This is a genomic window from Streptomyces sp. col6 (assembly GCF_008042035.1).
GTDB lineage: Bacteria > Actinomycetota > Actinomycetes > Streptomycetales > Streptomycetaceae > Streptomyces.
This window is the reverse complement of the sequence record NZ_RDBL01000013.1, coordinates 701,570-718,920: the sequence shown is the minus strand read 5'-3', so window position 1 is coordinate 718,920 and position 17,351 is coordinate 701,570. Positions and strand designations below refer to the sequence as shown.

The 17,351-nt window shown below is 73.4% G+C and carries 17 protein-coding genes and 2 pseudogenes; 5 read left to right on the top strand and 14 right to left on the bottom strand.

Going from position 1 to position 17,351, the window contains the following annotated elements:
• The 6 genes from EAO73_RS19870 to EAO73_RS19845 form a co-directional block, all read right to left on the bottom strand.
• The gene (locus EAO73_RS19870; RefSeq protein WP_147972858.1) at window positions 1-765 is read right to left on the bottom strand and encodes an endonuclease/exonuclease/phosphatase family protein; all 765 of its coding nucleotides are present in this window, start codon (window positions 763-765) and stop codon (window positions 1-3) included.
• A 79-nt stretch (window positions 766-844) separates the two neighbouring features.
• Entirely contained in the window at window positions 845-1,786 is a 942-nt protein-coding gene (locus tag EAO73_RS19865) for an ROK family glucokinase (RefSeq protein WP_147972857.1), read from the bottom strand.
• Between the two features lie 73 nt (window positions 1,787-1,859).
• Window positions 1,860-2,318, bottom strand: coding sequence for a DUF5304 domain-containing protein (locus EAO73_RS19860; RefSeq protein ID WP_147972856.1), 459 nt, complete (start codon window positions 2,316-2,318; stop codon window positions 1,860-1,862).
• An 82-nt stretch (window positions 2,319-2,400) separates the two neighbouring features.
• The gene (locus EAO73_RS19855) at window positions 2,401-3,597 is read right to left on the bottom strand and encodes an ArsA family ATPase (RefSeq protein WP_147972855.1); all 1,197 of its coding nucleotides are present in this window, start codon (window positions 3,595-3,597) and stop codon (window positions 2,401-2,403) included.
• Window positions 3,598-3,601: 4 nt separating this feature from the next.
• Complete coding sequence (locus tag EAO73_RS19850) at window positions 3,602-4,051, bottom strand: SRPBCC family protein (RefSeq protein ID WP_147972854.1); 450 nt, start codon at window positions 4,049-4,051, stop codon at window positions 3,602-3,604.
• 130 nt (window positions 4,052-4,181) lie between these two features.
• On the bottom strand, window positions 4,182-4,988 hold the full coding sequence (locus EAO73_RS19845) for a metallophosphoesterase family protein (protein ID WP_147972853.1): 807 nt from the start codon (window positions 4,986-4,988) through the stop codon (window positions 4,182-4,184).
• Window positions 4,989-5,266: 278 nt separating this feature from the next.
• Here EAO73_RS19845 and EAO73_RS19840 point away from each other — a divergent pair, with 278 nt between their 5' ends.
• Window positions 5,267-7,063 carry an AMP-dependent synthetase/ligase gene (locus EAO73_RS19840; RefSeq protein ID WP_147972852.1) on the top strand — a complete coding sequence of 599 codons (1,797 nt, stop codon included), beginning with the start codon at window positions 5,267-5,269 and terminating at the stop codon, window positions 7,061-7,063.
• Between the two features lie 69 nt (window positions 7,064-7,132).
• On the opposite strand, the pseudogene EAO73_RS19835 reads toward EAO73_RS19840, so the two are convergent.
• Together EAO73_RS19835 and EAO73_RS19830 are read right to left on the bottom strand one after the other, a co-directional pair.
• Window positions 7,133-7,720 (bottom strand): annotated as a pseudogene (locus EAO73_RS19835) (glycosyltransferase); the annotation flags it as partial.
• Window positions 7,720-8,574, bottom strand: a pseudogene (locus EAO73_RS19830) (glycosyltransferase family 4 protein); the annotation flags it as partial. The pseudogenes EAO73_RS19830 and EAO73_RS19835, both read right to left, overlap by 1 nt.
• A gap of 113 nt (window positions 8,575-8,687) precedes the next feature.
• Between EAO73_RS19830 and EAO73_RS19825 the strand changes: the two are divergent.
• A complete protein-coding gene (locus EAO73_RS19825; protein ID WP_147972851.1) occupies window positions 8,688-9,959 on the top strand; it encodes a glycosyltransferase family 87 protein in 1,272 nt (423 codons plus the stop codon).
• Here EAO73_RS19825 and EAO73_RS19820 read toward each other — a convergent pair.
• The 5 genes from EAO73_RS19820 to EAO73_RS19800 form a co-directional block, all read right to left on the bottom strand.
• The gene (locus EAO73_RS19820) at window positions 9,916-11,169 is read right to left on the bottom strand and encodes a hypothetical protein (RefSeq protein WP_224756375.1); all 1,254 of its coding nucleotides are present in this window, start codon (window positions 11,167-11,169) and stop codon (window positions 9,916-9,918) included. The genes EAO73_RS19825 and EAO73_RS19820 overlap by 44 nt on opposite strands.
• A gap of 61 nt (window positions 11,170-11,230) precedes the next feature.
• A complete protein-coding gene (locus tag EAO73_RS19815) occupies window positions 11,231-12,262 on the bottom strand; it encodes a C40 family peptidase (protein WP_147972850.1) in 1,032 nt (343 codons plus the stop codon).
• 223 nt (window positions 12,263-12,485) lie between these two features.
• Window positions 12,486-13,511 (bottom strand): NlpC/P60 family protein, encoded by a 1,026-nt coding sequence (locus EAO73_RS19810; protein WP_191134149.1) that lies wholly within the window; start codon window positions 13,509-13,511, stop codon window positions 12,486-12,488.
• Window positions 13,512-13,798: 287 nt separating this feature from the next.
• Window positions 13,799-15,160, bottom strand: a complete 1,362-nt coding sequence (locus tag EAO73_RS19805) for an NYN domain-containing protein (RefSeq protein ID WP_191134191.1) — start codon at window positions 15,158-15,160, stop codon at window positions 13,799-13,801.
• Window positions 15,161-15,197: 37 nt separating this feature from the next.
• Window positions 15,198-15,440, bottom strand: a complete 243-nt coding sequence (locus EAO73_RS19800) for a hypothetical protein (RefSeq protein WP_018104398.1) — start codon at window positions 15,438-15,440, stop codon at window positions 15,198-15,200.
• A gap of 160 nt (window positions 15,441-15,600) precedes the next feature.
• On the opposite strand from EAO73_RS19800, the gene EAO73_RS19795 reads away from it, so the two are divergent.
• The 3 genes from EAO73_RS19795 to EAO73_RS19785 are packed head-to-tail and all read left to right on the top strand — an operon-like array spanning window position 15,601 to window position 16,915.
• Complete coding sequence (locus EAO73_RS19795; protein WP_191134148.1) at window positions 15,601-16,338, top strand: rhomboid family intramembrane serine protease; 738 nt, start codon at window positions 15,601-15,603, stop codon at window positions 16,336-16,338.
• Window positions 16,335-16,616 carry an Lrp/AsnC family transcriptional regulator gene (locus EAO73_RS19790; protein ID WP_018518627.1) on the top strand — a complete coding sequence of 94 codons (282 nt, stop codon included), beginning with the start codon at window positions 16,335-16,337 and terminating at the stop codon, window positions 16,614-16,616. Before EAO73_RS19795 ends, EAO73_RS19790 begins: the two co-directional genes overlap by 4 nt.
• Window positions 16,617-16,633: 17 nt before the next feature.
• The gene (locus EAO73_RS19785; RefSeq protein ID WP_018518627.1) at window positions 16,634-16,915 is read left to right on the top strand and encodes an Lrp/AsnC family transcriptional regulator; all 282 of its coding nucleotides are present in this window, start codon (window positions 16,634-16,636) and stop codon (window positions 16,913-16,915) included.
• 70 nt (window positions 16,916-16,985) lie between these two features.
• Here EAO73_RS19785 and EAO73_RS19780 read toward each other — a convergent pair.
• A partial coding sequence (locus EAO73_RS19780) for an aminotransferase class V-fold PLP-dependent enzyme (RefSeq protein WP_147973548.1) occupies window positions 16,986-17,351 on the bottom strand: 366 nt, incomplete at its 5' end.

Sequence of the window (17,351 nt, the reverse complement as noted above, 5' to 3'; positions counted from 1 at the left end):
CTAGCTGCCGTCCGGCGCGGCGGGCACCCTCAGCGCGGCCAGGACCGGCAGGTGGTCGGTCGCGGCCCGCAGGTCGGCCTCCCGCACCCCGGGCAGCCCGTTCGGGACCCCGCAGCCCAGGACCTCGACGCCGTCGGTGGCGAAGACGGCGTCGATCCGGCGGAGCGGGTCGTGCGCGGGGAAGGTGTACTCGCCGCCCCGCGGCTCGGTCTCCCAGCAGTCCTGGTAGCGCCCGGCCAGTCGCCGGAAGGCCCGCCCGCTCGGTACGTCGTTGAGGTCGCCGGCGACCACCGCGTGCTCCACGCCCAGCGCGTCCACGGTCGTGGTCAGCCGCTCCGCCTGGGCCGCGCGCTCCTGCCGCTGGAGGCTCAGGTGGCAGCTCACCACGCCGAGCCGGGCGCCCGCGAACCGGACCACCGCGGTGGCGAATCCCCTGCGGTGCTGCCCCGGGGTGCGCGGCAGCAGGATGTCCTCGGTGCGCTCGACCGTGGCGCGCAGCGAGCACAGCAGCAGCGGCCCGGCCGCGGTGGCGCCCCCGCCGAGGATCACCAGGTCGGTGGCGGCGGCGAGCCGGGCGGCGTACTTGCGCCAGCGGAAGAACCGCGGCGCCTCCTGGACGAGGACCAGATCGGGGGCGCAGGCGCGGATGACCCGGGCGAGGGCGGCGCGGTCGTCGCGCATCGACCGGATGTTGTAGCTGAGCACCCTGATGACGGCCGAGCCGTCCTGCTCGGTGCGGGAATCGGGCAGCGACATCGTGGCCATGCCCTCACGATACGGCGGACGCCCGCCGCTCCCCGAGGGGGCGCGACGGGCGTCCGGCGTTTGCGTGATGCGGGCGGGCTCAGCCCTGGCGGGCCAGGTCCGCGGCGCCCACGAGCCCTGCCTTGCCGCCGAGTTGGGCCGCGAGCACCTGGGCGTGCGGGCGCCACTCGCCGCCGATCAGCCAGCGCCGGAACGACTTGCGGATCGGGTCGAGGACCAGCTCGCCCTCGTCCGAGACGCCGCCGCCGACGATGAAGGCCGACGGGTCGAACAGCGAGGCCAGGTCGGCGAGTCCGGCGCCGGCCCAGCGGGCCAGCTCGCGGAACGAGTCGACGGCCACCGGGCAGCCCTGGCGGGCGGCCTCGCTGATGTGCTTGCCCTCGATGCCGTCGACGGTGCCGTCGCCGAGCGCCAGCAGGATCGTGGCGTTCTCCGGGGTGGCGTTGGCGCGCTGCTTCGCGTACCGCACGAGGGCGCGGCCGGAGGCGTACTGCTCCCAGCAGCCCTGGCTGCCGCAGCCGCAGAGCAGACCGTCCGGGACGACCCGGATGTGGCCGAACTCGGCGGCCACGCCGAAGCGTCCGCGGCGCAGCTTGTTGCCGATGATGATGCCGCCGCCGAGGCCGGTGCCCAGCGTGATGCAGATGACGTCGTCGTGGCCCTGGCCGGCACCGAAGCGGTATTCGCCCCAGGCCGCCGCGTTGGCGTCGTTCTCGACGACGACGGGGAGGCCGACGCGCTGCTCGACCTTGTCCTTGAGCGGCTCGTGGCGCCAGTTGATGTTGGGTGCGAAGAGCACCGTGGCCCGCTTGTCGTCGACGTATCCGGCCGCGCCGATGCCGACCGCCTCGACCGTGTGACCCTCGCTGGCGCCGGACACCGCCGCCGCGATCGCGTCCACGATGCCTTCGGCTGTCGGCGGGGTCGGCACCTTGAAGGTCGAGAGGATGTGGCCCTCTTCGTCGACCACTCCAGCTGCGATCTTCGTGCCGCCGATATCGACGCCGATGGTGAGTCCCATGAATCCCTCAGTTCCGGTCGAGCCCCGCTGAGGCAACCGTACCCGAGGCGGGGCCCCGCCCTGTCGGCGCCGGTCAGTCCAGGTCGATGTGTTCGCCGGCGCCGGACCCCTCGTCCCGGGGGCCATCGGGGGCTTCGGCCTTCTTTTCCGTGCCCGCGGGGTCGCCTGCCCCACGGGTCCAGCGGCCTTCCTGGCCCTCGACCGCGGAGCGGTAGGCGGCGAGCAGTTCGCTGCCGGCGGCCGCGATGTGCTCGAAAACGTCCGGATTGCGCTCGATGACGGGCTCGACTGCCGCCTTGGCCTGCTGGATGACCTGCTGCACGGCACCCTGGGCGGCGAGCCCGAGGAGCGGCGCCTGGAACGAGCCGAGCTTGTCGGCGACCGCGTCCATCAGCTTGCGCAGTTCCTCGGCGGCGGAGCCGGGCGGCGGGCCGTACGCGGCGCGGCGGCGGGCCTGCTCGGCGGCGAGGTCCTCTGCGCACGCGTCGGCCCACGCGTCGTCGTCGACGGGACGATCGTTGGCTTCGCTCATGGCGGACTCCTGGGACCTTGTGGCCGGCGGCCCGGCATACCGGACACGTACCTTCGACGTTACCCGAACGGTGGTGCGCCGTTCAGCTCGTCCGGGGCCAGAGCGCCGGGTCGGGGGTGAAGCGGACCCGGAGCACGCCGTCGGTGAGCGCCGCGCCGGAGACGGTGCAGCGGCGCAGCGCGGGCTCCAGGGGCACGATGCGGTGGAACGGGCCGACGGTCAGGAGGAGTTCACCGCCGCGCCGGACCAGCTGGAGGTCCTTCTTGACGGCGCCGGGCAGCCGCAGGCACCAGACGAGTATCCCGTCGCCGTCCGGCCCGCCGGCCTCCTCGATCCACCAGGGGTCCGCGGCCCGGCCGCCCTCATCGCCGGTGCCGGGCACGGCCGGTGCCCCGTCCCCGCAGAGGGCCAGGAGGTCGTCGGGGCCCTCCGGGTCGCGGCCGAGGTGCGCGATCCGTACCGGGGCGGGCCCCTCCTCGTCCCAGCGGGCGAGGACCTTCTCCTGCTGGGCGGCGAGCGCGGCGAAGAAAGGGTCCGGGGAATGGCCGGGCAGCACCCGGTTGGCCACCAGTGCCTCGGTGCGCAGACCGTGCAGGGCGATCCCGGTACGCGCGGTGCGCAGGGCGTCGTCGGCGGCCGGGCCCGGTTCGGCGACCAGCCGGAGCGTGGTGGCGCGGTCCTCGATCAGCGCCTGGACCTGGGCCAGCTCCGCGTCGCGCCGGGCGGCGGCCTCGTACAGCCACTGTGCGGGCATGGGCACACCGGCCAGCTGGGCGAGCATCGGGCGCAGGGCGCGGGCGGCCTGGCGCTCCTGGGGCAGCAGCCGGCGCAGGTAGCGGCGCAGCTGTTCGGGCAGGGCGAGCAGGGCGAGGGCCTCGCGCAGCGGCGGCAGGTCGACGACGAGGAGGTCGTACGCCCCGTCGGCCCAGTCGCCGTGGGCGGCGCGGCGCAGCGCGTGCAGCAGGGCGAGTTCGGCGCTGCCGGGGAGTTCGGTCAGCTCCTCTCCGTCCAGCGGGTTGCCGCCGAGCAGATCGAGGACGCCGGACAACTGCTGCTGGAGGGCGAGGAGTTCGGCGCGGAAGTGCGCGCCGGAGTCGATCCGGACGGACCACAGGCCCCCGGTGACGGGGGTGGGCGCCGTGGCGTCGGGGAAGCCGGGTATCGGGTCGGCGGAGATCAGCAGGGTGCGGGCGCCGTCGCGGGCCGAGGCCAGCGCGGTGGCGGCGGCGACGGTGGTACGGCCTGCCCCGCCGGGTCCGGTGACCAGGACCGTACGCACGCGCTCAGCCCTTCGGGACGGACTCGACGCGCTTCTTCAGGCCGGCGAGGGCGCGGTCGATGATGACCTTCTCGGCCTTGCGCTTGATCATGCCGAGCATCGGGATCTTGACGTCGACGGTCAGCCGGTAGGTGACCTCGGTGCGGTCGCCGTCACCGAGGGGGGCGAGCGCGTAGGAGCCGTCGATGGCGCGGAGCATCTGCGACTTGACCAGGGTCCAGCTGACCTCGTAGTCGCCGATCCAGGTGTAGGCGAGGGTGTGGTCGTCCTTGATCGCGCCGGCGTCCAGGACGAGCCGGACCTTCTCGGCGCGGCCTCGCTCGTCGGTGCCGAGGACCTCGGCCTCCTTGACCTCGCCGGTCCACTCGGGATAGCGGTCGAAGTCGGCGATCACACCCATGACGTCGGCCGGCGCCGCCTCGATCGTGATGCTCGAGCTGGTGTGTTCAGCCATCGCTGTGGCCCTCCAGTGCGGTGTACCGGTCCGTCGGCAGAGGCCTGCCGCCAGAAGGCTATCGCGTGCGCCCGGCGGCCCGTCCCAGGGTCGGGTCCACGGGGCGGGTCCACGGGGCGGGCCGGGCGGTTCACCACTCCAGTGCCCAGGGCCGGCCGGTCGAGGCGAAGTGGCCGACGTTCACGCACTCGGTGGCGCCGATCCGCATCCGCCGGGCCAGCGGCTGGTGGACGTGGCCGAAGAGGGAGTAGCGCGGGCGGGTGCGGCGGATGGCGTCGAGGAGGGCCCGGCTGCCGCGCTCGAAGCGGCGCGCCACGGTGTCGTAGACCAGGTCCGGCACCTCGGGCGGGATGTGGGTGCAGAGCACGTCGACCTCGCCGACGGCCTCGATCTTGGCGGCGTACTCCTCGTCGTCGATCTCGTACGGGGTGCGCATGGGCGTACGCAGTCCGCCGCCGACGAAGCCGAAGACGCGGCCGCCGATCTCGACGCGCTCGCCGTCCAGGACGGTGGTGCCGGGACCGGCGTACTCGGGCCACAGGGCGGGGATGTCGACGTTGCCGTAGGTGGCGTACGTCGGGGTGGGCAGCGCGGCGAACATCTCGGCGTACTGCTTGCGGACCGCGCCGGTGATGGCGGCGTTGCGGTCCATGCCCTGCCACAGCGCCCGGCCGAAGTCGCGGGCCTCCTCGAAGCGGCGCTCGGTGCGCAGGGCGACGAGCCGGTCGGCGTTCTCGACGCCGAAGAGGTCGGGGAAGATGCCGCGCGAGTGGTCGGCGTAGTCGAGGAAGAGGACCAGGTCACCGAGGCAGATCAGGGCGTCGGCACCGTCCCCGGCGCGGGCCAGCGCCTCGGTGTTGCCGTGCACGTCGCTGACCACGTGGACCCGGGTGCGCCGCCCGGCGGCGGCCCCCCGGCTGTTCGCTCCTGCTCGCATGAAGATCCACCCTAGAACGAGGGTCCTCACCTGGGTAGAGGCCCCGGACCTGCGGTTACTTCCGGGTGTGCGCGCAAGTGGACTACTGTGCGCGAAAGGACGACCGATATGTGTGACGCATAAGACATCTGGCCGGAACCCCCTATCCGGAACCGAGTACCGGTGGGTAACGTCCGGGCAGTCCAGTCGTGCTCACCCCACTGAGCACCCGCCATCTTGGACCGCGCCGGTGCGTCACACAGAGCCGTGGCACCGGAGCCCGATGAGGAGCAGCAGTCTTGCGCGAGTTCAGCCTTCCGGCCCTGTACGAGGTCCCCTCGGACGGCAACCTGACGGATCTCATCCGCCGCAATGCCGCTCAGCATCCCGATGTCGCGGTGATGAGCCGCAAAGTGGCGGGCGTCTGGACGGACGTCACCGCCACGCAGTTCCTGGCCGAGGTCAGGTCGGCCGCCAAGGGCCTGATCGCCGCGGGCGTCGAGCCCGGCGACCGGGTGGCCCTGATGTCCCGCACCCGCTACGAGTGGGTGCTGCTGGACTTCGCGATCTGGAGCGCGGGCGCGGTCACCGTGCCGGTCTACGAGACCAGCTCCGCCGAGCAGGTGCAGTGGATCCTCGGTGACTCGGGCGCCGTCGCGGTCCTGGTGGAGAGCGACACGCACGCCGACGCCGTCGCCTCCGTGCGCGACCGGCTGCCCGCGCTGCGCCACGTCTGGCAGATCGAGAAGGGCGCCGTCGACAAGCTCCGCGCCGGGGGTGAAGGGGTTTCCGAGGAGACCGTGGACCTGCGCAGCGCGGCGGCCGGGGCGGACGACCCGGCCACCATCGTCTACACCTCGGGCACCACCGGCCGCCCGAAGGGCTGTGTGCTGACGCACCGCAGCTTCTTCGCGGAGTGCGGCAACGTGGTGGAGCGACTGAAGCCCCTCTTCCGCACCGGTGAGTGCTCCGTCCTGCTCTTCCTGCCCGCCGCCCACGTCTTCGGGCGGCTGGTCGAGGTCGCCTCGGTGATGGCCCCGATCAAGCTCGGCTGCGTCCCGGACATCAAGAACCTCACCGACGAGCTGGCGTCGTTCCGGCCGACGCTGATCCTCGGTGTGCCGCGCGTCTTCGAGAAGGTCTACAACGCGGCGCGTGCCAAGGCGCAAGCCGACGGCAAGGGCAAGGTCTTCGACCGGGCCGCGAACACGGCGATCGCCTACAGCCGCGCGCTGGGCACCCCGCAGGGCCCGTCGCTGGGCCTGAGGTTCCAGCACAAGGTCTTCGACCGCCTGGTCTACGGCAAGCTGCGCGCGGTGCTCGGCGGGCGCGGCGAGCACGCGATCTCCGGCGGCGCCCCGCTCGGCGAGCGCCTCGGCCACTTCTACCGGGGCATCGGCTTCACCGTCCTGGAGGGCTACGGCCTGACCGAGTCCTGCGCGGCGACCGCCTTCAACCCGTGGGACCGGCAGAAGATCGGCACGGTCGGCCAGCCGCTGCCCGGTTCCGTGGTGCGCATCGCGGACGACGGCGAGGTGCTGCTCCACGGCGAGCACCTGTTCTCCGGCTACTGGAACAACGAGGCGGCGACGGCCGAGGCGCTGGCGGACGGCTGGTTCCACACCGGCGACATCGGCACCCTCGACGAGGACGGCTACCTCGCGATCACCGGCCGCAAGAAGGAGATCATCGTCACGGCCGGCGGCAAGAACGTCGCCCCCGCCGTCATCGAGGACCGCATCCGCGGCCACGCCCTGGTCGCCGAGTGCATGGTGGTCGGCGACGGGCGCCCGTTCGTCGGCGCGCTGGTGACGCTGGACGAGGAGTTCCTGGGCCGCTGGGCCGAGGAGCACGGCAAGCCGGCCGGTTCGACGGCCCTGTCGCTGCGCGAGGACCCGGAGCTGCTGGCCGAGGTGCAGCGCGCTATCGACGACGGAAACGCCGCGGTGTCCAAGGCCGAGTCCGTCCGCAAGTTCCGCATCCTGGGCGCCCAGTTCACCGAGGAGGCGGGCCACATCACGCCTTCGCTGAAGCTGAAGCGGAACGTGGTGGCGAAGGACTTCGCGGACGAGGTGGAGTCGATCTACCGCTCGTGACCGCGTGCGCCTCACGCGTACGAGGAGGGGCCCGCACCACACCGGTGCGGGCCCCTCCTCGTACGCGCGTCAGAGCAGTTCGCGCAGCCGCTCCGCCAGCAGGTCCCAGCGCCATTTCTCCTCGACCCAGGCGCGGCCCCGCTCCCCCATGCGCCGGCGCAGCTCCGCGTCGCCCAGCAGCGCGTTGATCCGCTCCGCCGCGTCCCCGGGTTCGCCGCCGCGCACCACCCAGCCGGTCTCACCGTCGAGCACCGCGTCGGGGGCGCCGCCCGAGTCGCCCGCCACCACCGGCAGCCCGGTCGCGGACGCCTCCAGGTAGACGATCCCCAGGCCCTCCACGTCGAGGCCGCCGCGCCGGGTCCGGCACGGCATCGCGAAGACGTCGCCGGCCCCGTAGTGCGCGGGCAGCTCCGACCAGGGCACCGCCCCGGTGAACCGCACGGAGTCCGCCACGCCGGTGCGCGCGGCGAGCGTGCGCAGGTCGTCCTCGTAGGGCCCGCCGCCCACGATCAGCAGGACCGTGTCCGGGTGCGCGGCCAGGATCGCGGGCATCGCGAGGATCAGGGTGTCCTGGCCCTTGCGCGGCACCAGCCGGGAGACGCAGACGACGACGGGCCGTTCGGTGAGCCCGAGCCGGGCCCGGACCGCGTCGCCGCCGTCCGGCACGGCATCGCGAAGACGTCGCCGGCCCCGTAGTGCGCGGGCAGCTCCGACCAGGGCACCGCCCCGGTGAACCGCACGGAGTCCGCCACGCCGGTGCGCGCGGCGAGCGTGCGCAGGTCGTCCTCGTAGGGCCCGCCGCCCACGATCAGCAGGACCGTGTCCGGGTGCGCGGCCAGGATCGCGGGCATCGCGAGGATCAGGGTGTCCTGGCCCTTGCGCGGCACCAGCCGGGAGACGCAGACGACGACGGGCCGTTCGGTGAGCCCGAGCCGGGCCCGGACCGCGTCGCCGCCGGAGTCCGGGTGGAACGTCTTCTCGTCGACGCCCGGGGGCAGCTGGACCATACGGGCGGCGGCGGCCGGGGTGAGCGCGGCGGCGATCCGGGAGCGGGTGTACTCCCCGAGGTAGGTCAGCGTGTCGGTGCCCTCGCCGATCCGCCGCAGCAGCTGCCGGGAGGCGGGCAGCTGGGCCCAGCCCGCCTCGTGGCCGTGCGTGGTGGCGACCAGGCGCCGGGCGCCCGCCTCGCGCAGCGCCGGGCCCATCAGCCCGAGCGGGGCCGCGGCACCGAACCAGACGGACGAGCAGCCGTGGGTGCGCAGCAGCTCCGTGGCGCGCCGGGTCACGCGCGGGGTCGGCAGCAGCATCGTCGTACGGTCGCGGACGACGGTGAAGGGCTGCTCCGCGTCGAAGGCGGCGGTGGCGGCCGTGCCCTCGGCCCCGCGCTTCCAGGTGGAGGCGTAGACGACGACCCGGTCGGGGTCGAGCCGCAGCGCCATGTTGTGCAGGAACGCCTGGATGCCCCCCGGGCGGGGCGGGAAGTCATTGGTCACGATCAGGGTCTTGTCCATCGCCGCCGACAGTACCGGGCCCGGGGCCCGCGGCCGTGCCTGATGGCCCGTACACAGGGCCTGCGGGCATCATGGCTGTTTCGTACGGCGTACAGACGGGGTGAGGGCAGGTCATGACGGGTTCCAGCGGCACACGTCCGGCGGCCTTCGCGGTGTGGGCGCTCACCAGGGCGGTGCTGCTGCTCTGGGTGACCAAGGTGCTCACCCCGCCGGGGCTCGACGTGACGAGCGACGTGTCGGTGATCTACCACGGCTGGTACGACGTGCTGCGCTCCGGCACCTACCCGCAGTCCGACGTCACCTGGCAGTACCCGCCGGTGGCGGCCCTGGCGATCCTCTCCCCCGCCCTGCTGCCGTTCCTGGACTACGCCACGGCGTTCTTCGTCCTGGCGTTCCTGTGCGACGCGCTGGTCCTGGGCCTGCTGCTGCGCGCGAGCGACGGTCCGGGCCGCCGGACGGCCGGGGTGTGGGTGTGGGTGGCCGGCGTGCCGCTGCTCGGCACGACCGCGTACGCCCGGTACGACGTGATGGTGACGGCCGTCGCGGTGGCGGCGCTGCTGGCCGGGCTGCGGCGCCCCCGGGTGCTGGGGGCGCTGGCCGCCTTCGGGGCGCTGCTGAAGGTGTGGCCGGTGCTGCTGCTCGCCGGGACCGCCCGGGGGCGGCGCACCCGGCTGGCCTGGACGACGGCCGCGGCGGTGGCGGCCGGACTGCTCCTGGTGTGCGTGGCGGCTGCGCCCGGCGCGCTGGCGTTCCTCGGCTTCCAGCGCGACCGGGGCACCGAGGTCGAGTCACTGGGCGCGCTGGTCTTCCATGTGTGGCGGCAGTTCGGCTGGGAGGGCCGGGTGGAGCTGCACTACGGCTCGCTGGAGTTCCTGGGCCCGCACGTGGGCCTGGTGAGCACGCTGGCGCTGGGGCTGAGCCTGGTCGCGTTCGGCTGGCTGCTGGTGTGGCGGCTGCGGGCGCGGACCTTCGGGCCGAGTACGGCGGCGGACGCGGCGTTCACGGCGGTGCTGCTGTTCACCACGACGAGCCGGGTGATCAGCCCCCAGTACATGCTGTGGCTGGTCGGGCTCGCCGCCGTGTGCCTGGTGCTGCGGGCGAGCCGGATGACGGGGCCGGCGGTGCTGGTGCTGGTGGCCACGGGGGTGACGCAGCTGGAGTTCCCGATCGGCTTCGTGCACGTGGTGACGAGCGACGCGCACGGCCTGACGCTGATGTTCCTGCGCAACGGGCTGCTGGTCGCCGCCAGCGTGCTGGCGGCGACGCGGCTGTGGCAGGACACGGTACGGGCCCCGAAGGCGCGGCCCGCCGTACGGGACGAGGCGCCGCCCGCGCCCGCGCTCAGCCGAGCCGGTTCCGCAGATACACCCGCCAGCGCGCCGTGAAGTCCTGCGGGGTGGTGCCGAGCACCTCGTGCAGGGCGTCCTCGACCGCCCCGTCCCGTCCGTGGTGGGCGCCGACGGCCCGGTAGAAGGCGAACAGCTTCTCCTCGCCCCAGCGGTCCGCGATCAGCTCGCAGGCCAGCCAGCCGCCCTCGTACGCCTTCGCCAGCCGCCCCGCGTCACCGGCGAACGCGAAGTCCTCGTCCTCGGGCAGCGCGGCGGGCCCGTCGCCGGCCCGGACCGCGTCGGCCAGCTCGGGGGCTATCTCCTCGGCGGTGCGGTCCTGGTCACGGTAGGCCGCCCAGTCGGCGAAGCCCTCGGAGAGCCAGGTCGGGGTGGCCGACGAGGTGTTCTTGCGGGTGGCCACATGGGTGGTCTCGTGGGTGAGGACGACGCGCTGCCCGAAGCCGCCGAGCAGGGAGTACGCCTCCGGGTTGACGATCACCCGGTCCGCGGGCGACTTCCCGGAGCCGCCGGTCTCGCCGGTGGTGACGGCCGCTATGCCCTTGTAGTTCGCGGCGGGCGACCCGAGCAGCTCGCCCATCTCCTTCACGCTGTCCGGCACCAGCACCACCACGCGCCCGGCCCACTGCTCCGGCCAGGCGGCGGTGACCGCGGGCACCGCCTCGTCGGCGGTGCCCGCGACGGCCTCCAGCTCGGCGCGCGGGCGGCCGACGCCCAGGACCAGGCTGTGCTTGCCGCGCACCACCTCGACGTCGCCCTGCTCCCACAGCTGGCGGGCGCTGCCGTCCGCCGCCCGGTCCGCGGTGATGTACCAGCGGCCGTCCCCCGGGTCGCGGGCCAGCTCGACGGTCCGGTCGACGGAGACGGGGGCGCTGTCGTAGCCCTCGATCCGGTAGCCGAGCCGGACGTCGGCGGTGACGCGGTCGCCGCCGTGCGCGGAGACGTCGGTCAGCCGGTACGTCCAGGAGCCGAGCGGTACGTCCGCGAGGCGGGCGATCTCCCGGCGCTGGGCGCCGCGCAGGGCCGTGGCGTCCGGGTCGACGACGGCCGCGTAGGCCGCCGCGTCGTGGTGCAGGACGGCGGCGGCGCGGCGGTCCAGGACGGCGCGGATGTCGCGTGCGGTGGTGTCGGGCGCCCGGTCCGCCGGTGCCGAGCAGCCGGCGGCGCACAGCAGCGCGGCGAGCACGGCACCCGCCGTCCGCCGTCGTCCTTCACGCGCCCGGCCAGCGGTGCGCACCTGTTCGGCCACATGACGAGCGTACGGGCAGGCTCAGGGTCCCGGCCGGGGAGCGGGAGGCCGCAGGGGGACGTCAGACGCGGGTGACCGAGGAGACGGGCATCATGCCGACGGGGTCGTAGCGGACCGGGGCGCCCGGGTACGGCGCGTGGATGACCTGGCCGTTGCCCACGTACATCGCGATGTGACTGGCGTCCGCGCGGTAGGCGACCAGGTCACCGGGGCGGGCCTCGGAGAGCGGCACCATGCGGCCCGCGTACCGCTGGGCCTGCGAGGTGCGCGGCAGGCTCACCCCGGCCTGGGCCCAGGCCCACTGCATCAGCCCGGAGCAGTCGAAACCGGAGGGCCCGTTCGCGCCCCACACGTACGGCAGGCCGAGCGCCCGCTGCGCGGCCAGGACGGCGGCCGCCGCGCGGGACGAGCCCGCGGGGAGGCCGCCCAGGGGCCCGGCGCCCTGGTCGCGGCCGTCGCGCGAGGCGCGGGCGAAGGCGGCCCGCTCGGACCCGGGCAGCGTCCTCAGCAGCTGCCTGGCCCGCGCGAGCTTCTGCTCCACGGTCCGCTTGTGGCGGCTGACGGCCTCCCGGCCGCGCTCCAGGCCGGCCAGCGAGCGGGCGGCCTCGGCGCGGGTCTGGGCGAGCGCCCGCTGCGCCTTGCGGAGTTCGGCGAGGGCGGTGGCCCGGTGGGCGTCGGCCATCCCGACGGCGGCGGCCCGGTCCAGGTAGGTGTCCGGGTCGGAGGTGAGCAGCAGGGCGAGCGAGGGGTCGATGCCGCCGGCGCGGTACTCCGCCCGCGCCGCCGAACCCAGCTCCTCGCGCATGCGGTTGATGCGCTCCTGGCCCCGGGCCGCACGGTCCTGGGCCCTGCTCACCTCGCCGCGCAGCCGGGTCACGTCCTCGCCGGCCTTGTTGTACTGCTCCGTGGCGCGCTCGGCCTCGGCGTAGAGGCGGTCGACGCGGGCCCCGGCGGACTGCGGGGTGTCGTGCGGCTCGGCGTTCGCGGTGGCCGCGCCGAGCGTCGCGGCCGCGGTCGCGGCGGCGGCCGTCAGGACGGTGGCCCGCGCACCGCGAACGGCTCCGGGCTGTGTGGAACGGCGATGGGATCCCACAGGACGCCGCACTCCCTTCGCGCGCGGCCCCTGCCGCCCGGACGGGCGGACCGACGTACGTGAGCCGCACAGCAGGGCAGACAGTAACCGCGTGATCACGGAGCGGACAAAGACGCGCCGGGGCGACCGGGGCCACACACAGTGACGCCCCGCCGGTGACCTGTGGTCTCCGGCGGGGCGGCCGTCAGTACGGGGCGCGGGAATTCGCCCGTTCGGGCGCGGTTCAGATGCGCACGGCGCCGTAGATGCTGCCGATGGTGCTCATCGACTCGTAGCGGACGTACGCGCCGGGGTACGGGGCGTGCAGGACCTGCCCGTTGCCCGCGTAGAGGCCCACGTGCTCGTTGTTGTTGAAGAAGACCAGGTCGCCGGGGGCCAGCTGGCTGACGCCGATCCGGTGCCCCTGGTTGATCTGGGTGTACGTGGTGCGGGTGATGTTGGCGCCGGCCTGCGCGTAGGCCCACATCGTCAGGCCCGAGCAGTCGAAGGAGTTGGGGCCGGTGGCCGCGGGGACGTACGGCTTGCCGATACGGGTGGCGGCGGCGTTGAGGGCGGCGGCACCGAGCCCGGAGGCGGGGACCTCGTTGCCGAGATCGACCCGGGTGCCCGCGGCGCGGCTCGCACGGGCCTCGTCCTGGCGCAGCTTCTCGCGCTCGGCGGCGGTGAGGGTGTTGAGCAGGCGGCGCGCCTCGGCGAGCTTCTCCTGCTGCTTCTTCTTCTTCTCACCGAGCGTCTTGCGGACCGAGGCGAGGTCGCTCAGCTTGTCCTGGGCCTCCTTGCGCTGCTGCGCGAGGGCCCGCTGCTTCTCCTGGACCTTCGACAGGGACTCGGCCTGCTTGGCCGTCAGCTGGTCGAGGGCGGACGCCTGGTCGAGGAAGCTGTCCGGGTCGGAGGAGAGGAAGAGCTGCACGGAGGGGTCGATGCCTCCGGAGCGGTACTGCGCGGCGGCGAGGGAACCGAGGCCGGAGCGGAGCTGGTTGAGCTCCTCCTGGCCGCGGGCCACCTTGTCCTGGATCGCGCCGATCTGCTTCTCGAGCTTTTCCTGCTTCTCCTTGGCCCCGTTGTACTGCTCGGTGGCCGCTCCCGCCTGGTGATAGAGCTCGTCGACCTTCGCCTTGACCTCGCTCTTGGTCGGCTTGGGGTCGGCGTGGGCTGCCTGGGAGGACAGGGCAACGGCCGCGGCGGCGGTGGCGGTGAGCACGGTCACGCGAGTGCGGCTCGGCTGCTTGGGACGACGGTGGGACGCCACGAAGGCGAGCTCCTTCTTCCTCGAGCCGCCTACCGGGCCAGTGGGGGGAGGTGAATCCCCGGCTCCGTGCACGTGACGGACTCGGCGGTTCCTTCGCCGCCACCCCGGATGGGTGATCGACCGCGCGAAGGTTCGAGGCCCGACCCTAGTGACCATCTTGTGATCAGTTCAAATCCTCACAGGAAAAATCTCGTCACACAGGGCACTTCTTTACCCACACCGTACGGCGTGTAGCGGCGACTTGACGGACCGTTCCATGATCTTGGGCGAAGTCGCCACAAGGAGCGCTAAACCCGCGAAAGCCGCTTCAGGAGCAAGGCGGACGCAACGGGCCTGGCCCCCGCCTTCGCGACGCCGTCGGCCACCTCGCGGTCGGTGGACACCACCACCACGGGCCGCCCCGGTGGTTCCGCTCGCGCCAGTTGACGGATCAGTTCGTCGGCGGTGACCCCCGGCTTGCTGAACAGCACCCGCACCCCGCGCGGCGGCGCCAGCAGCACCGGCGCGGCCAGTTCGGCCCCGTCGAAGACACAGGTCATCTCGGCACCCGTGCGCGCCGCCAGCACCGAGAGGCCGCCGAGGAGCCGCAGCCGCTGCTTCTCCAGCGGCATCTGCGGATATCCGGTCTTGGTGACGTTGTAGCCGTCCACGATCAGATGGGCCTGCGGCAGCGCCAGGAGCTGGTCCAGCAGCGCCGGGTCGGTCTCCGAAAGGGCCCTGGCCGCGATGTCCTTGGGCGACATCCGGCCCGGCTCCACCGCGTCCACACTGTCCGCGGGCCGCGTCGAGGAGGGCGGCAGCGCCAGTTCGCGCCGCAGCCCGCCGGCCGCTTCGAGCACCGTGTCCAGCAGCAGCCGCAGCCGCATGTCCTCGACCGAGCGCCCCTCCCGGGCGGCCCGGCGGCTCGCCTCGACGGACGCCTCGGCCTCCCCCAGCCTCGCCCGCAGCCGCCGGGTCTCGCTCTCGGCGGCGGACACCTGGGCGGCCGCCTCGGCGCGTACGGCCTCGGTCTCGGCCCGGCCCCGGCGCAGCGCCGCCTCACCGCGCTTGACCTCGTTGACCGCGCTGCGCAGCTTGCGCTGGAGGGATTCGGCCTCCTTGCGGGCGGCGTCCAGTTCGGCGCGGAGCCGCTCCGTCTCGCTCTTCGTCTGGGTCCGGGCCAGGGCGAGTTCCTCGCGCAGGCGTTCCAGCTCGCGCCGGCTCTCCTCGCCGACCCGCTCGGCGTCGGCGCGCTGGACCTCCTCGCCGGCGGCGGCGACCAGCTTCACCCAGCCCTCCGGCCGCAGCAGGTACGCCGCCGCCGCCACGTCCACCGGATCGGCGGCGGCGGGCGGCGCCCCGGACTCCAGGGCGCCCGCAAGCTCCGGCTGGGCCTCGCGCAGGCGGTCGCCGATGCGCCGCCGGAACCGGTCGTCGTTCGCCACGGCGGCGGCCATGGCGTTCCCGGCGAACTTGGCCCGCCGGGACGCCGTGAAGCGGGCGTACTGCCTCAGCTGGGCGGGCAGTTCGGTGACCGTGAGACCGCCGAACGCGTCGGAGACCAGCGCGACGACCCGGCGCCGTACCCCTTCGGGCAGCGGGCGGTCGAGCGCCTCCACGGCGTTGTCGGCCCCGTCGGCCGACGCGGCGCCGCCCTCGGGCTGCTCCACCATCCGTCACCCCATGTGTTGTCTCCGCACGGCCCCGTCAGGAGTCGGCACCCGGCCTGTCGACAAGTTCGATCTGGTCCACCGCGTTGCACCAACGACAGCGCACCGACTCGATGGTCTCACTGACGACCTCGCGTTCCTCGACGCTCGACTCACCGGCCAGGTCGAGGTGGACGTACTCGACGACCTTGGAGGAGCGCGTCACGTCGAAGCGCGTGAGGTTTCCGCAGAGCGTGCAGCGCCAGCGGGTCGTGTCGGTCGGCTGGGGAACCGTCGTCATCGGTGCGTCCTCTTTCGTCGAGCCGTGAGCTGCCGGACAAGGGTCTCGCGGTGCGCCGTCGAACTGCGGATGTCCACCCGTCACCCTACGGCCTCGGCGCGTCACCCCGGCACGGCGAGGCACTCTGTCCCGTTCGCTCCGTTTGCGTCATGCTCTGTTCATGATCGATCGGCGGGCGGCGGCAGCCAGGCTCCTGCGCGCGGCCACTTCGGGCGGGCCGCCGGTGACCTACGCCCTCATCGCGCTGTGCTGCGCGGTCTTTCTGGTCAGCCCGCTCTCCGGCTTCGTCCCGGTGCGCGGCGGGGCGGACGCGCTGCTCGCCGCCCAGGCGGGCTACTTCGAGCGGTGGGGCGTCATCCCGAGCGAACTGTGGGACGGCTCGGCGCACGCCCTGCTCACCCCGCTCACCGCGCTCTTCGTCCACGGCAGCTGGCTGCATCTGCTGGGCAACATACTGTTCCTGTACGTCTTCGGCGCGATGACCGAGGAGCGCATGGGGCACACGGAGTTCGCCCTCTTCTACCTCGGCTGCGGCTATCTCGCCCTGCTCGGCTACGCGGCCGCGCACGCCACGTCCGACCAGACCCTCGTCGGCGCGTCGGGCGCGATCTCGGCGGTGCTGGGGGCGTTCCTCTACCTCTTCCCCCGGGCCCGGGTCACCAGCCTCTTCCCGTTCCTGCTGTTCCTGCCGCTGCGCTTCCCCGCCTGGGTGGTGCTGATCTTCTGGTTCGTGCTCCAGTGGCTGGCCGCCGAGGGCGCCGGGAGCGGTCCCGGGGTGGCCTACCTCGCCCACGTCGTGGGCTTCGCCACCGGCTTCCTCTACGCCTGGGGGCGGTACAGGCGTGACGCTAGAGTGAAGTCTCCAGCCACGGCCACCGAGGGAGAAACACAGCCGTGATCACCGCGATCGTGCTCATCAAGACCAGCGTGGACCGGATTCCCGAGATCGCCGAGGCCATCGCCGCGCTGGACAGTGTCAGCGAAGTCTTCTCGGTCACCGGTACCTACGACCTGATCGCCATGGTCCGGGTGTCCAGGCACGACGATCTCGCCGAGGTCATCCCCGGCCGGATCAGCAAGATCCCCGGTGTCGAGGGAACCGACACCCATGTCGCCTTCCGTACGTACTCGCAGCACGACCTGGAGGCGGCCTTCTCCATCGGTCTGGACGCGTAGCGCCGTACGCGCGCCGTGTGATCACCGCGATCGTGCTCATCAAGACCAGCGTGGACCGGATTCCCGAGATCGCCGAGGCCATCGCCGCGCTGGACAGTGTCAGCGAAGTCTTCTCGGTCACCGGTACCTACGACCTGATCGCCATGGTCCGGGTGTCCAGGCACGACGATCTCGCCGAGGTCATCCCCGGCCGGATCAGCAAGATCCCCGGTGTCGAGGGAACCGACACCCATGTCGCCTTCCGTACGTACTCGCAGCACGACCTGGAGGCGGCCTTCTCCATCGGTCTGGACGCGTAGCGCCGTACGCGCGCCGTTGCGGCCGGGTACGGATCTCCGTACCCGGCCGCAACGGCGCGCGGGGCCGTCCTCAGAGCTGGGCGGCGCCCCGGTCGGGCACGCAACGGCCGTCCTCGGTGCGGTACTTCCAGCGCGCCCCGTCGTTCACCAGCTCGCGGACCGCCCGCAGGAAGCGCTCGACGTGCTCGTCCGGCGTCCCGGCGCCGAAGCTGACGCGGATCGCGTTCAGGGACCGCTCGCCCGGCTCCGCCTCCGGCGCACCGCACTCGCCGGCCTCGCCCGGGTCGCTGCCGAGCAGGGTGCGCACGAGCGGGTGGGCGCAGAAGAGACCGTCGCGCACCCCGATGCCGTACTCGGCGGAGAGCGCGGCGGCGAAGTGGGAGCTGTTCCAGCCCTCCACCACGAAGGAGATGACGCCGACCCTCGGCGCGTCGTC

What these genes read in the sequence shown, in the direction of transcription:
- EAO73_RS19795 (WP_191134148.1), top strand. Translation starts at nt 15,601, where the DNA reads ATGATCGATCGGCGGGCGGCGGCAGCCAGGCTCCTGCGCGCGGCCACT.
- EAO73_RS19865 (WP_147972857.1), bottom strand. Translation starts at nt 1,786, where the DNA reads ATGGGACTCACCATCGGCGTCGATATCGGCGGCACGAAGATCGCAGCT.
- EAO73_RS19845 (WP_147972853.1), bottom strand. Translation starts at nt 4,988, where the DNA reads ATGCGAGCAGGAGCGAACAGCCGGGGGGCCGCCGCCGGGCGGCGCACC.
- EAO73_RS19825 (WP_147972851.1), top strand. Translation starts at nt 8,688, where the DNA reads ATGACGGGTTCCAGCGGCACACGTCCGGCGGCCTTCGCGGTGTGGGCG.
- EAO73_RS19870 (WP_147972858.1), bottom strand. Translation starts at nt 765, where the DNA reads ATGGCCACGATGTCGCTGCCCGATTCCCGCACCGAGCAGGACGGCTCG.
- EAO73_RS19800 (WP_018104398.1), bottom strand. Translation starts at nt 15,440, where the DNA reads ATGACGACGGTTCCCCAGCCGACCGACACGACCCGCTGGCGCTGCACG.
- EAO73_RS19860 (WP_147972856.1), bottom strand. Translation starts at nt 2,318, where the DNA reads ATGAGCGAAGCCAACGATCGTCCCGTCGACGACGACGCGTGGGCCGAC.
- EAO73_RS19850 (WP_147972854.1), bottom strand. Translation starts at nt 4,051, where the DNA reads ATGGCTGAACACACCAGCTCGAGCATCACGATCGAGGCGGCGCCGGCC.